This window comes from Pseudonocardia sp., assembly GCF_025465255.1.
GTDB lineage: Bacteria > Actinomycetota > Actinomycetes > Mycobacteriales > Pseudonocardiaceae > Pseudonocardia.
The window spans coordinates 54,093-67,464 of the sequence record NZ_JAODNI010000206.1; the positions used below are offsets into that span (position 1 = coordinate 54,093).

10 protein-coding genes are annotated in these 13,372 nt (G+C 73.1%); 6 read left to right on the forward strand and 4 right to left on the reverse strand.

What is annotated here, in order from left to right; genetic code table 11:
- Positions 1 to 21 precede the first annotated feature (21 nt).
- Both JWP64_RS25310 and JWP64_RS25315 read left to right on the forward strand, forming a co-directional pair.
- Complete coding sequence (locus JWP64_RS25310; RefSeq protein ID WP_297502047.1) at positions 22 to 1,197, forward strand: acetoin utilization protein AcuC; 1,176 nt, start codon at positions 22 to 24, stop codon at positions 1,195 to 1,197.
- Between the two features lies 1 nt (position 1,198).
- On the forward strand, positions 1,199 to 3,922 hold the full coding sequence (locus JWP64_RS25315; RefSeq protein ID WP_297502051.1) for a bifunctional GNAT family N-acetyltransferase/acetate--CoA ligase family protein: 2,724 nt from the start codon (positions 1,199 to 1,201) through the stop codon (positions 3,920 to 3,922).
- A 45-nt stretch (positions 3,923 to 3,967) separates the two neighbouring features.
- On the opposite strand, the gene JWP64_RS25320 is transcribed toward JWP64_RS25315, so the two are convergent.
- Positions 3,968 to 5,626, reverse strand: a complete 1,659-nt coding sequence (locus JWP64_RS25320) for a fumarate hydratase (RefSeq protein WP_297502054.1) — start codon at positions 5,624 to 5,626, stop codon at positions 3,968 to 3,970.
- A 262-nt stretch (positions 5,627 to 5,888) separates the two neighbouring features.
- On the opposite strand from JWP64_RS25320, the gene JWP64_RS25325 reads away from it, so the two are divergent.
- The 4 genes from JWP64_RS25325 to JWP64_RS25340 all read left to right on the forward strand — a co-directional run bounded on the left by JWP64_RS25325 (position 5,889) and on the right by JWP64_RS25340 (position 11,274).
- Positions 5,889 to 8,258, forward strand: coding sequence for a xanthine dehydrogenase family protein molybdopterin-binding subunit (locus tag JWP64_RS25325; protein ID WP_297502057.1), 2,370 nt, complete (start codon positions 5,889 to 5,891; stop codon positions 8,256 to 8,258).
- 175 nt (positions 8,259 to 8,433) lie between these two features.
- On the forward strand, positions 8,434 to 9,588 hold the full coding sequence (locus tag JWP64_RS25330) for a serine hydrolase domain-containing protein (protein WP_297502060.1): 1,155 nt from the start codon (positions 8,434 to 8,436) through the stop codon (positions 9,586 to 9,588).
- A gap of 127 nt (positions 9,589 to 9,715) precedes the next feature.
- A complete protein-coding gene (locus tag JWP64_RS25335; RefSeq protein WP_297502063.1) occupies positions 9,716 to 10,558 on the forward strand; it encodes a fumarylacetoacetate hydrolase family protein in 843 nt (280 codons plus the stop codon).
- Positions 10,555 to 11,274 (forward strand): maleylpyruvate isomerase family mycothiol-dependent enzyme, encoded by a 720-nt coding sequence (locus JWP64_RS25340; protein ID WP_297502066.1) that lies wholly within the window; start codon positions 10,555 to 10,557, stop codon positions 11,272 to 11,274. The genes JWP64_RS25335 and JWP64_RS25340 overlap by 4 nt, the downstream gene beginning before the upstream one ends.
- 14 nt (positions 11,275 to 11,288) lie before the next feature.
- On the opposite strand, the gene JWP64_RS25345 is transcribed toward JWP64_RS25340, so the two are convergent.
- The 3 genes from JWP64_RS25345 to JWP64_RS25355 form a co-directional block, all read right to left on the reverse strand.
- Positions 11,289 to 12,017 carry a hypothetical protein gene (locus JWP64_RS25345; protein ID WP_297502069.1) on the reverse strand — a complete coding sequence of 243 codons (729 nt, stop codon included), beginning with the start codon at positions 12,015 to 12,017 and terminating at the stop codon, positions 11,289 to 11,291.
- A gap of 13 nt (positions 12,018 to 12,030) precedes the next feature.
- The gene (locus tag JWP64_RS25350) at positions 12,031 to 12,186 is read right to left on the reverse strand and encodes a hypothetical protein (protein WP_297502072.1); all 156 of its coding nucleotides are present in this window, start codon (positions 12,184 to 12,186) and stop codon (positions 12,031 to 12,033) included.
- 97 nt (positions 12,187 to 12,283) lie between these two features.
- Complete coding sequence (locus JWP64_RS25355; protein WP_297502074.1) at positions 12,284 to 13,360, reverse strand: lipase; 1,077 nt, start codon at positions 13,358 to 13,360, stop codon at positions 12,284 to 12,286.
- Positions 13,361 to 13,372 lie beyond the last annotated feature (12 nt).

Consider the following 13,372-nt stretch of genomic DNA (forward strand, 5'->3'; position numbering starts at 1 on the left):
CGATCGCCTAGCGTCCGCGTCATGAGTCCCCGCACCTCGGTCGTCTGGACACCGGAGTTCCTGAGCTACCAGCTGTCGGAGGACCACCCGCTCAATCCCGTGCGGCTGGACCTGACGATGCGCCTGGCCGCCGAGCTCGGCGTGCTCGACGACGTCGAGCTGCTGGTCCCCGAGCCCGCGACGGAGGAGGACCTCCTGCGGGTGCACGACCCGTCCTACCTGACGGCCGTGCGCTCGGCCCCGGAGATGCCCTTCGACGTCGGCCACGGGCTCGGCACCGACGACAACCCCATCTTCTTCGGGATGCACGAGGCCAGCGCGCTGATCTGCGGCGGCTCGATCGCCGCGGCGCGGGAGATCGCGGAGGGCCGGGCGGACCGGGCCGTCAACCTGGCGGGCGGGCTGCACCACGCCATGCGGAACCGCGCGGGCGGGTTCTGCGTCTACAACGACTGCTCGGTCGCGATCGCGTGGCTGCTGGAGCACGGCTACGACCGGATCGCCTACGTGGACGTCGACGTGCACCACGGCGACGGCGTGCAGGCCTCCTTCTACGACGACCCGCGCGTGCTCACCGTCTCCATGCACCAGCACCCGCTGACCCTCTGGCCGGGCACCGGCTGGCCCGGGGAGTTCGGCAGGGACAAGGGCGAGGGCTACGCCGTGAACGTGCCGCTGCCCCCGGGCACGGGCGACGCCGGCTGGCAGCGGGCGTTCAACGCCGTCGTCCCGTCGCTGCTCAAGGAGTTCCGCCCGCAGATCCTGGTCACCGAGTGCGGCGCGGACACCCATGCCGAGGACCCGCTGGCCAACCTGGAGCTGTCCGTGGACGGGCAGCGGGCGATCTACCACACGCTGCGCGAGCTGGCCGAGACCATGGCCGGCGGCAAGTGGCTGGTCCTCGGCGGCGGCGGGTACTCGTTGTTCCGGGTGGTCCCGCGCTCCTGGACGCACCTGCTGGCCACGGCCCTGGACCGGGACCTGGACCCGCGCCGGCCGATCCCGGCGGGCTGGACCGCGCACGCCACGACCCTGACCCGCCAGCCCCTGCCCGTCGCCATGACCGACAGCGCCGACCCCGCCTTCGTGCCCTGGGGCGACGGTGTCACCACAGACCGGGTCGACGGCGCCGTCGTCGACTCCCGCCGTGCACTGTTCCCCCTGCACGGCCTCGACCCCGACGATCCCCGGGACTGACATGCCGGACACGAACGAGACGGATCCCGACCAGGCCGGCACCCCGGCCGCGCCGGAGGTTCCCGAGGACGCCCCCGCCGGTTACCCCCGGCACTGGGAGGCGGACGTCGTCGCCTCGGACGGCGGCATCGTGCACCTGCGGCCGATCCTGCCCACGGACGCGGAACACATCACCGCGTTCCACAAGCAGCTCTCGGACCGCACCCGCTACCTGCGCTACTTCGGCCCCTACCCGCGGATCTCCCCGCGGGACCTGGAGCGTTTCACCAACGTCGACCACCGCAAACGGGTCGCGCTGATCGCCCTGCTCGGCGACGAGATCATCGCCGTCGGCCGGTACGAGGGCCTCGGGGACTCCGAGCCGGTCGTCTCCGCCGAGGTGGCCTTCGTCGTGCGGGACGACCACCAGGGCCGGGGGCTCGGCTCGATCCTGCTCGAACACCTGGCCGCGGCCGCCCGGGAGAACGGGCTGTCGCGTTTCGAGGCCGAGGTGCTGGTGGAGAACCACCAGATGGTGCGCGTCTTCCGGGACGCCGGCTACCAGGTCAGCCGCGCCTTCGCCGAGGGTGTGCTGCACCTCGAGTTCGACATCGAGGCCACCGCGAAGTCGCTCGCCGTGCGGGACTCCCGGGAACAGGCCGCCGAGGCGCGCAGCGTCGCGAACGTGCTGCACCCGACCTCCGTCGCGGTCATCGGGGCGTCCACGGACGAGTCGAAGATCGGCCACGCCGTGCTGTCGAACCTGTTGCGCGCCAACTTCACCGGGCCCGTCTACCCGGTGAACCCGGAGGCGCGCTCCGTCCGCGGGGTCCGGGCCTACGGCTCGGTCACCGACATCCCGGACCACGTCGACCTCGCGGTGGTCGCGGTCCCGGCCTCGGGGATCGACGAGGTCATGGACTCCTGCCTGGAGAAGGGCGTCAAGGCGCTCCTCGTGGTCAGCTCGGGGTTCGCGGACGCCGGGGACAGCGGTACGGACGCCGAGCGCAAGCTCGTCGCGGAGGCCCGGGCGCACGGCATGCGGGTGATCGGCCCGAACGCCCTCGGCGTCGCGAACCTCTCCGACGACGTGCGGCTCAACGCCACCCTGGCCCCGGACCTGCCCGGGCGCGGCCGGGTGGGGTTCTTCTGCCAGTCCGGCGCGCTCGGCACGGCCATCCTCGCGAGCGCGAAGGACCGCGGGCTGGGGCTCTCGACGTTCGTCTCCGCCGGCAACCGGGCGGACGTCTCCGGCAACGACCTGCTGCAGTACTGGCAGACGGACTCGGCGACGGACGTCGTGCTGCTCTACCTGGAGACCTTCGGCAACCCGCGCAAGTTCGGCCGGCTCGCCCGGCGGCTCGCGCGGACCAAACCGGTGGTCGCGGTGAAGAGCGGGCGGTACTCGTCGCCGACGCGGCTGCGGGCCCGCTCCGTCCCGATCGACGACGCCAGCGTGCGTGCCCTGTTCGAGCAGTCCGGCGTGATCCGGGTCGACACCCTGTCCGAGCTCTTCGACACCGCGCTGCTGCTGTCCTACCAGCCGCTGCCGCGGGGCCGGCGGGTCGCGGTCGTCGGGAACTCGACGGCGCTGAACGTGCTGGTCACCGACGGCCTGCTGGACGAGGACATGACGGTCGCGGGGGATCCCGTCGACGTCGGTGCCGCAGCCACCCCGGGCGAGCTGGCCGCTGCGGTGACCAAGGCGATGGGGGCCGAGGGCGCGGACGAGGCGGACTCCCTCGTCGTCGTGTTCGTCCCGCCGATCGCGACGCCCGGGGCCGCCTACGCCCGCGCGCTGCGCGAGGCCGTCGCGGACACGGGAAAGCCGGTCGCCGCGGTGTTCCTCGCGGTCGAGGGCGTCCCGGACGAGCTGGCCGCACCGCTCCCGGACGGTTCGCCCGGGCCTGGGTCGGTGCCCAGTTACGCCAGCCCCGAGCGCGCCGTCGTGGCCCTGGCCCGGGTGGCGCGCTACGCCGAGTGGCGCTCGATGCCGGTCGGGGAGTTCGTGACGCCCGACGGCATCGACACCGACCGGGCCCGGGAGCTCGTCATCCGGCTGGGGTCGGACGAGACCCGCGCGCTCACCGACGAGGAGGCGGTCGAGCTGCTGGCGTGCTTCGGCATCCAGGTCACCGCCTTCCGCAAGGTGCGGGGCGCGGACGCCGCGGTCGCCGCGGCGGACGAGCTCGGCTACCCGATCGCGCTCAAGGCGGTGGGGGACCGGTGGCGGCACCGGACGGACCTCGTCGGGGTCCGGCTGGACCTGGGCTCCGCGGCCGGGGTGCGCCGCGCGTTCGACGACCTGTCCCGGCTCACCGGCGGGGACGAGGTCTACGTGCAGCGGATGGCGCCCAAGGGGCCGTCGTGCGTGCTCGAGGTGGTGGAGGACCCGTCGTTCGGCTCGCTCGTGTCGTTCGGGCTCTCCGGGATGGCGACGCAGCTGCTGGAGGACCGGGCGTTCCGGGTCGTTCCGCTGTCGACCGAGGACGCCGCCAGCCTGGTCCGGGCGCCGCGGGCGGCCCCGCTGCTCACCGGCTACCGGGGCAGCGAGCCCGTCCGCCTCGACGCGCTGGAGGATCTGGCGCTGCGGGTCGGGAAGATCGCCGAGGAGCTCCCGGAGGTCCGCTCGCTGGCCCTGGACCCCGTCCTGGCCAGCCCGGAGGGCGCCTTCGTGACCGGCGCCCGGGTCGTCCTGGGACCGCCCCCGACCCGGGACGACGCGGGCCCGCGGCGCCTGAGCTGAACCCCCGCCGGACCGCGTCGTGGAGCCACGACGCGGTCCGGGGCGTCAGCGGCGGAAGCCGACCTGGAGGGTGGGCTGGCTGGTGTTCGCGAAGAAGTCGTTGCCCTTGTCGTCGACGACGACGAACGCCGGGAAGTCCTCGACCTCGATCTTCCAGACCGCCTCCATGCCGAGCTCCGCGTACTCGAGCACATCGACCTTGCGGATGCAGTCCTGCGCCAGCCGGGCGGCCGGGCCGCCGATGGAGCCCAGGTAGAAGCCCCCGTGCGCCGCGCAGGACTCGGTGACCTGCTTCGAGCGGTTCCCCTTCGCCAGCATCACGAGCGAGCCGCCCGCCGCCTGGAACTGCGCGACGTAGGAGTCCATCCGGCCCGCGGTCGTCGGACCGAAGGAGCCGGAGGCGTAGCCGTCGGGGGTCTTCGCGGGACCGGCGTAGTAGACCGGGTGGTCGCGGAGGTACTGCGGCATCGGCTCGCCCGCGTCCAGTCGCTCGGCGATCTTCGCGTGTGCGATGTCCCGGGCGACGACGAGCGGCCCGGACAGCGACACCCGGGTCTTGACCGGCAGCTGCGAGAGCTGGGCGCGGATCTCCGACATCGGCCGGTTCAGGTCGATCCGCACGACCTCGGCGTCGGCCGAGTCCAGGTGCTCCTCGGTGACGTCCGGCAGGAACCGTGCCGGGTCCCGCTCGAGCTGCTCCACGAACACGCCCTCGGCGGTGATCTTCGCCTTCGCCTGGCGGTCCGCCGAGCAGGACACCGCGATCCCCACCGGCAGCGACGCCCCGTGCCGAGGCAGCCGGATGACCCGCACGTCGTGGCAGAAGTACTTGCCGCCGAACTGGGCGCCGATGCCGAAGTTGCGGGTCAACTCGAGGACCTGCTGCTCCAGGTCGGTGTCCCGGACCGCGTGCCCGAGCTCGGAGCCCTCGGTCGGCAGGGTGTCCAGGTACCGCGCGGACGCGAGCTTCGCGACCTTGAGCGTGTACTCCGCGGACATCCCCCCGACGACGACGGCCAGGTGGTACGGCGGGCACGCGGCGGTGCCGAGCGAGCGGAGCTTCTCGTCCAGGAACGCGGCGAGCTTCTTCGGGTTCAGCAGCGCCTTCGTCTCCTGGTAGAGGAAGGTCTTGTTGGCCGAGCCGCCGCCCTTGGCCATCACCAGGAACTCGTACCTGGGCTTCTGCCCGGGCACGGAGTACAGCTCCACCTGCGCCGGCAGGTTGGTGCCGGTGTTCTTCTCGTCCCAGAACGAGAGCGGCGCCATCTGGGAGTACCGCAGGTTCAGCTGGTCGTAGGCCTCGAAGATGCCGCGGGACACGGCCTCCTCGTCGTTCCCGCCGGTCAGGACGGTCTCGGTGCGCTTGCCGACGACGATCGCGGTGCCGGTGTCCTGGCACATCGGCAGCACGCCGCCGGCCGAGACACAGGCGTTGCGCAGCAGGTCCGTGGCGACGAAACGGTCGTTCCCCGAGGCCTCGGGATCGTCGATGATCGCGCGGAGCTGGGCGAGGTGGGACGGGCGGAGGTGGTGCTGGATGTCCTTGACGGCCTCGCGGACCAGGCCGGTGATGGTGGCGGGGTCGATCTCGAGGAACGTCCGGCCGGCCGCTTCCACGACCTTTCCCGCGGGCAGGTCGAGCTCGCGGTACTCGGTGGCGTCGGGGCCGAGCGGCAGCACGTCGGTGTGGTGGAACTCGGGCATGGGAGGAAACTACCCCGGGCCCGGGGCGGCCCGGACGTGATGTGTGCGGCGGGCACGGGAGGCGCGATGTGGTCGGGAGGCCGGACCGACCCCCGTCCGGTCCGACCTCCCGGGGAACGCACCGCGCGGGCAGGACCCGCCGGTGCGAGGAAGGGGTGAAGCGACCCTGTCGTACGTACCTGGCCCGGTCAACTCGTCCCGAGGTGAAATCTTGGTGTCGAGCAGCGGGACTGAACGAGCGTACAGAAGTAGTGTGAGTCACATGCGTGGATCCATTCTCGGAACCGCGGTGCGCCGCGTCGAGGACCCCGACCTGATCACCGGCAACACCACCTACGTGGGCAACCTCTCGGCGAACGGCAGCATCGACGGCCTGCTGCACGTGGCCTTCGTGCGCTCCCCGCTGGCGCACGGCCTGGTGACGGGCATCGAGACGGCGGACGCCGCTGCGGCCGACGGTGTCGTCGCGGTCTACACCGCCGCAGACCTGGGCCTGCCGGCGCACCACGGCCTGATGGTCCTCAACCCGGACCTGCCCCGTCCCCCGCTCGCGACGGACCGCGTCCGTTTCGTCGGTGAGGCGGTGGCGATGGTCGTCGCGGAGAGCAAGGCCGCGGCCGTCGACGCCGCCGAGCTGGTGGAGGTGGACTACGACCCGCTGCCCGCCGTCGTCGACCCGGAGGAGGCCTTCGCGCCCGACGCCGAGCTGCAGTTCCCGGAGCAGGGGTCCAACCTCGCCGCCGGGCTCCGCGACGGCAACAGCGCCGCCGCACTCGACGGGGCGGAGGTCGTCGTCCGCGCGCGGATGGTGAACCAGCGCCTCGCCGTGGTCCCGATGGAGGGCAACGCGATCGTCGTCGACCCGCGGGGCGATGCGAATCACGACCTGCTCATCCACGTCTCGACGCAGATGCCGCACGGCTTCCGGGCGCAGCTCGCCGGCATCCTCGGCCTCGACGCCGCGACGGTCCGGGTGATCGCCCCGCACGTCGGCGGCGCCTTCGGCGGCAAGGCCGGGGTGCTCGCCGAGCACACCGCCGTCGTCGGGGCGTCGCGCCGACTGGGCCGCCCGCTGGCCTGGGTGGAGACCCGCTCGGAGAACCTCGTCTCGATGCCGCACGGCCGCTCGCAGGTCGGGTACTACGAGCTCGGGCTGACCCGGGACGGGATGATGACCGGGCTGCGCTGCCGCGTCGTCGGGGACGCCGGCGCCTACGCCGGGTTCGGCGGCGCGCTGCCGCTGCACATGACGTACGTGATGGCGCCGGGCGTCTACGCCATCCCGAAGGTCGGCTACGACGCGGCGTCGGCCCTGACCAACACCACGCCCGTCGGCGCGTTCCGCGGCGCCGGACGCCCGGAGGCGGCGGCGCACCTCGAGCGGCTGGTGGACATCGCGGCCGTCGAGCTGAACATGGACCCGGTGGAGCTTCGCCGGCGGAACTTCCTGGACCCGTCCGCGTTCCCGCTGACCACGCCGGTCGGCGCGGCCTACGACGTCGGGGACTACGACCTGCCGCTGCGCGAGGCGCTGCGCCTCGCGGACTACGAGAAGCTCCGGGAGGAGCAGCAGTCCCGGCGCGAGGCGCAGGACCCGGTGCAGCTCGGCATCGGGATCGCCGTCTACGTGGAGATCACCGCCGGTGGCGGCGGCAGCGAGTACGGCTCGGTGCACGTGCACGCCGACGGCACCGCGACCGTCTCGGCCGGGACGTCCGCGCACGGCCAGGGCCACGCGACGTCGTTCGCGATGCTCGTGTCGGACCGCCTCGGCATCCCCATGGACAGGATCAGCTACGCGCAGTCCGACACCGCGACGGTCCCGCGCGGCGGCGGCACAGGCGGTTCGCGGTCGCTGCAGATGGGCGGCTCGGCCGTCGACAAGGCCGCGACCGACGTGCTGGACCAGGCCCGGAACCGGGCGGCGGCGATGCTCGAGGCGAGCGTCGACGACGTCGAGCTCACCGACGGCGGCGAGTTCGGCGTCACCGGGGTGCCGACGCCCACGGTCACCTGGCAGCAGATCGCGAGCGGGGCCGAGGCGGCCGGGCAGACGCTCTTCGCGGGCCTCGACGCCACCCAGGACGGCGCGACGTTCCCGTTCGGCGCGCACGTGTCCGTCGTAGAGGTCGACACCGAGACCGGGCGGGTCAGCCCGCGCCGACACCTCGCCGTCGACGACTGCGGGCGGATCCTCAACCCGCTGCTCGTCGAGGGCCAGCAGCACGGCGGGCTGGCCCAGGGCATCGCGCAGGCGCTCTACGAGGAGGTCGTCTACGACGCGGACGGGCAGCCCCTGACCTCGACGCTCGCGGACTACCACGTCCCGACCGCCGCGGACCTGTTCCCGTTCGAGGCCGCGACCACCGAGACCCCGACCCACATGAACCCGCTGGGCGCGAAGGGGATCGGTGAGTCCGCGACCATCGGGTCGACGCCCGCGGTGCAGAACGCGATCGTCGACGCGCTGCGGCCGTTCGGGGTGCGGCACATCGACCTGCCGTGTACGCCGGAGCGGATCTGGCGGGCGATCCGGGCGGGGGGTGAGGACCCGTGGCGCGAGCCGCCAGCGATCTTCGACGACCTGCCGCGGCGGGGTGGCGACAGCACCGAGGAGGCCGGGGCGATCTGATCCGGTCTCGGCGCTCGTGCGCGGAAAACGTCGTCGGAACAACGTTATCCGCGCACGGGCGGCGAAGCCGCACCCTGCCCGTTCGGAGGGGACCGGTTGCCGTGGCCGCCCCCTGTCGGAAGGCTGTGCGTCGAATCACATCGGACTGGCAGCGTTGCCAGAAGGAGCAGCCCCCATGAGCTCAGCCATCGACCAGGCACTCCAGGACGCGGTCGCGGCCGGATCGGTTCCCCAGGCCGTCGCGATCGCGGCGGACCGGGACGGAAACATCCTCTACGAGGGCGGCGCCGGGCCGCGCTCGGCCGGCTCGGACGAGCCGGCGGGCGTCGACACGCACTTCCGGATCGCGTCCATGACCAAGATGGTCGCCACGACGGCCGCCCTGCAGCAGGTCGAGCAGGGGAACCTCGAGCTCGAGGCGCCGATCGACACGATCCTCCCGCAGTTCGCGGACCTGCAGGTCCTCGAGGGTTTCGACGGCGACACCCCCAAGTACCGCCCCGCCGGCGCCCGCGCCACGGTCAAGCAGCTGATCACCCACACGACCGGCCTGAGCTACTGGTTCTGGAACCCGGAGATCGTGGAGTGGGAGCGGGTCACCGGGACCCCGAACGTGCTCACCGGGGACAAGGCGATCTTCACCGCCCCGCTGATCGCGGACCCGGGGACGAAGTTCGAGTACGGGATCAACACGGACTGGCTCGGTGAGGTCGTCCGCGAGGTCAGCGGGCAGAACCTGAAGGACTACCTGGCCGAACACGTCCTGGGCCCGCTCGGGATGAACCGGACGTCGTTCACGCCGAGCGAGGCGGACCGCGCCAACCTCGCCGCGATCCACATCAAGGGCGAGGACGGCGACTGGGTCGCCACGGACGTCGACTGGTCGACGGCACCGCAGTGGTGGGCCGGCGGCCACGGCCTCTACTCCACCCCGCGGGACTACCTGCGTTTCCAGCTGATGCTGCTCAACAACGGGACGCTCGACGGCGAACAGATCCTGCAGGCGTCGACGGTCGAGCAGGCGTTCACCAACCAGATCGGCTCGCTGGACTTCCCGACCCACATCCCGACCGGCGACCCCGCCGTCTCCGGGCCGTGGAACGGGCCGCCCGGGATGAAGTGGGGCCACGGCCTGCTGCTCAACACCGTCCAGGAGCCGGGCCTGCGTGCCGCCTACAGCGGGGCGTGGGCCGGGGTGTTCAACAGCCACTACTGGGTCGACCCGACCTCCGGGGTGACCGGCGCGATCTACAGCCAGTTCCTGCCGTTCATCCCGGCCGAGGCCATGCAGCTGTACCAGGACTTCGAGCGGGAGGTCTACCGCCTCTGAGGTCGTCCCGGCGGGTGGCGGCGGGCGCCGGAGCGCCGTCGCCGCTCGTGAGGGGCGGGTATCGGGGCGGACGGGGCATATCGCAGACTCCTACCGTGACGGTGAGGACGAGCGTGGAGCGGACGCGATGAGGCTGGCGACGATCCGGACGGCCGTGGGGACCCGGGCGGTCCGCGTGGACGCGGACGCGGCGGTCGAGACCGGCGAGGCGGACCTGCGTGCCCTGCTGTCCCGCGGGGACTGGGCCGCCCACGCCGCCGCGGCGGCGGGCCCGACGCACCCGGTCGAGGGCCTGGACTACGCCCCGCTGGTGCCCTCGCCCGAGAAGATCATCTGCGTCGGGCTGAACTACCGGGACCACGTCCTCGAGATGGGCAATCAGCTCCCCGAGTACCCGACGGTCTTCGCGAAGTTCGCCCCCGCGCTGGTCGGCGCGTACGACGACATCGAGCTGCCCACCATCTCGACCGCGGTGGACTACGAGGCCGAGCTCACGCTCGTCATCGGGCGTCCGGTCCGGGACGCCGACGACGCGGCGGCGGCCGCCGCCATCGCCGGCTACACGATCCTCAACGACGTGAGCATGCGGGACTTCCAGAACCGCACCAAGCAGTTCCTGCAGGGCAAGACGTTCGAGCACTCGACGCCGCTCGGCCCGGTCCTGGTGACGCCGGACGAACTGCCCGAGGGCGGCTGGGCCATCTCCAGCAGCCTCGACGGGGAGGTCATGCAGGACTCCACCACGGACCAGCTGGTCTTCGGCGCGGTCGAGCTCGTCAAGTACCTCTCCGCGATCCTCACGCTCAACCCCGGCGACGTCATCGCCACCGGCACGCCCGGCGGCGTGGGGCACGCCCGCAAGCCCCCGCGCTACCTCACCGACGGAACCGAGCTGGTCACATCGATCACGGGGATCGGCGAGTGCCGCAACACCTGCCGACTGAAGGCGCGGGCGGGCTCGGCGACGTGAGCCGCACGCTGAAGGAGACCCTGGACTGGGCCGGCGACGGCGCGGCGCACCTGCGTGGGCTCATGACGCGCATGGGCGACGAGGCGTTCCGCAAGCCGTCGGCGCTGCCCGGGTGGAGCCGTGCGCACGTCCTGACCCACGTCGCCCGCAACGCCGATGCGCTGATCAACCTCCTCACCTGGGCGAAGACCGGCAAGGAGACGCCGATGTACGCCTCCCGCGAGCAGCGGGACGCGGACATCGAGAGCGGTGCGCTGCGTGACGCCGCGGTCATCCGCGAGGACGTCGTGGCGACCTCGGACAGGCTCGCCGTCGCGGTGAAGGCCATGCCCAAGGACGCGTGGAGGGCCACCGTCCGCGACGGGCGGGGCAACCCGATGCCGGTCCAGGGCATCGGCTGGCTGCGGGCGCGGGAGATGTGGATCCACTCGGTGGACCTGGACGTCGGCGCGTCGTTCGAGGACTTCCCCGCGCCGATGCTGCGCGAGCTGCTCACCGACGTCACCCGGTCGCTGTCCGAGCGCCCCGAGACGCCCGCGGTGCGGCTGATCGCGACGGACCACGACCAGGTGTGGTTCACCGGGGAGGCGCACGGCCTCGTGTCCGTGTCCGGCCCGACGGCGGACCTCGCGACGTGGGTCTCCGGCCGCGGTCGTTCGCGCGCGCTGAAGACGGACGACGGCAGCAAGCCCCCGGTCATGCCCGCCTGGCTCTAGGAGCCGGCCCGGACTCAGTGCTCCGGGCCGCGGGTGAGCCGGTCCAGCCGGGACTGGACCTCGTCCAGCCTGGCCTGTAGCAGCGCGACCTCGGCGGCGAGCAGCGCGACCGTCCCCGGCTCGTCGTCCCGGGTCGTGGGGGCCGGTTCGGCCGCCGGGTCGGGGCGGACCGCGACCCCGGGAACGGGCATTCCGGGGATGGGGCCGTCGAGCCGCACGTCGATGCCCCCGGCCAACCGGGAGAAGTCCTCGGGGGTGATCACCGGGCGCAGCGCCGCGCAGCCCGGGCACACCGGGACGAGCCGGCGCCAGCCGACGCTGCCCACCCCGGAGTCCGCGAGCAGCTCCGCGGCCCGGCCGCACTCGCAGCGGCCGATCCGGACCGTGCGCACCCGCTGCCGGGCGTAGCGCAGCCCCCGTTCGTAGCGCCGGTAGCGTCCGGACACCGCGACCTCGAGCAGCACCGCGCCCCGGTGGTCCGGCTCGCAGGCCAGGTCCCGGGCCGAGGACAGCTCGTGGAAGCAGTAGAACCCGCAGTCGCACCACCGGGACGGGCACGCGTGCCGGGACCCGTGCGCGCACACCGCGTCGTCCACCGTGCGGTAGACGTGCGCCCGGCCGAGCGTCACCCCGCTGTAGCCCGCCACCGTGCCGTCCGCGGACAGCATGGGATACGCGAGCTTGAATCCCGGGAGCGGCTCCTCGGAATGCTCGTGCGGCGTGCGGGCGAAGAGTCCGCCCATCGCGCGGTCCGGGTCAGACCCGGGCGGGGCGAACGGGCTCGGGGGCCTCTTCGAGGACCGTCACCTCGACCGGGACGGTGACCTTCTCCTCGGGGACGCGCGGCTGGTCGGCCTGCTCGGCCTCCCGGTCGACGGCGAAACCCTCCGCCAGCTTCCTGCCCAACCTCATGACGCCTCCCTTGGTTCGGCGAACCGGTGTGTCAAGGCTGACCCGCGGAGCGGCAGTTGTCCAGAGGGCAGGGTGACGACTCTGTTTCCGAGGTCGATCAGCAGCCCGTCGCGTGGGTGTAGCAGGGGAGGCCGGGTTCGGCCGGGAGCGCTGTCGTCGGCCGGCTGCCGGCCACGTCCAGGCGCTGCGTCCCGTCCGCCAGCTCGGCCCGGGTGATCCCGCGGGCGCTGATCCGCCCGCAGCCCTGCGCCCCGGCGCGCGCGACGTCCGCCGGTCCCGGATTCTGCAGCGCATCCACGACGAGGGCGAGCGCGACCGCGTCCGACGTGCCGAGGGCGACGTGGTCCACCGGGCGGCCGGGGCAGAGCTCCTGGACCGCGACGTTGACGACCGCGCCGCCGCCGGGCTCGCCGACCGGCAGCGCCGAGGCCGCCGGGGTGGGGGTGACGACGTCGTCCGTGGCCGAGGTGACGACCGTGTAGTCGATCCCGGGGAACGTCCGCAGTCCAGAGTTGAGCGCCGCGAGGAACTCCGAGCCCGCGCGCTGCTGCCACTGCGCGGCGCTGCAGATGCCGGTGCAGCCGGCCGCCAGGGGGGCCGCGCCCTCGGTCGGCGGGCCGAGCGCGACGACGTCGGACACCAGCGGGCGCAGGTCCGGCCAGAACCGCAGCGCCCAGCGGATCACGACGCCGCCCTGGCTGTGCCCGACGACGGCGACCTTCCGCCCGGAACGCTCGGCGATCGCCCGCACGGCGTGCGCGACGTACTCGCCGCGCACCGCGATGTCGGCGTTGTTGTGGTCGGGGGCAACGGACACGCAGGTCGGAAGGTCCTCGGTGGCGAGCACGGGCTCGACGCCCCAGTCGAAGGCCTCGTCCGGGTCCGCGCCGGTGCCGGACAGCAGCAGGACCGGGTCGACGGACGCGCCGTCGACCGCCGGGGTGCAGGTCAGGCTCGCGTCGAGCAGTTCCTGCGGGACGGAGAACGCGGGACCCGCCCGGTCGACCGGCGCCCACCGGGCGGGCTGCGGCTCCGCGGTGGCCGCGGTGGCCGTGGGCGGGCGCGCCGGTGCAGCGGCGACGGTGGTGCCGGTCGTCGCGACGTAGAGGCCGAGCAGGAGCGCGAGCGCGACGACGACCGCCGAGACGAGCCGGACGACGGGCTGGGCGGACATCGGGGGGCTCCG

Bases quoted from the DNA above. Each gene is read 5' to 3' on its own strand.
- JWP64_RS25310 (WP_297502047.1), top strand. From the start codon at position 22: ATGAGTCCCCGCACCTCGGTCGTCTGGACACCGGAGTTCCTGAGCTAC.
- JWP64_RS25315 (WP_297502051.1), top strand. From the start codon at position 1,199: ATGCCGGACACGAACGAGACGGATCCCGACCAGGCCGGCACCCCGGCC.
- JWP64_RS25320 (WP_297502054.1), bottom strand. From the start codon at position 5,626: ATGCCCGAGTTCCACCACACCGACGTGCTGCCGCTCGGCCCCGACGCC.
- JWP64_RS25325 (WP_297502057.1), top strand. From the start codon at position 5,889: ATGCGTGGATCCATTCTCGGAACCGCGGTGCGCCGCGTCGAGGACCCC.
- JWP64_RS25330 (WP_297502060.1), top strand. From the start codon at position 8,434: ATGAGCTCAGCCATCGACCAGGCACTCCAGGACGCGGTCGCGGCCGGA.
- JWP64_RS25335 (WP_297502063.1), top strand. From the start codon at position 9,716: ATGAGGCTGGCGACGATCCGGACGGCCGTGGGGACCCGGGCGGTCCGC.
- JWP64_RS25345 (WP_297502069.1), bottom strand. From the start codon at position 12,017: ATGGGCGGACTCTTCGCCCGCACGCCGCACGAGCATTCCGAGGAGCCG.
- JWP64_RS25350 (WP_297502072.1), bottom strand. From the start codon at position 12,186: ATGAGGTTGGGCAGGAAGCTGGCGGAGGGTTTCGCCGTCGACCGGGAG.
- JWP64_RS25355 (WP_297502074.1), bottom strand. From the start codon at position 13,360: ATGTCCGCCCAGCCCGTCGTCCGGCTCGTCTCGGCGGTCGTCGTCGCG.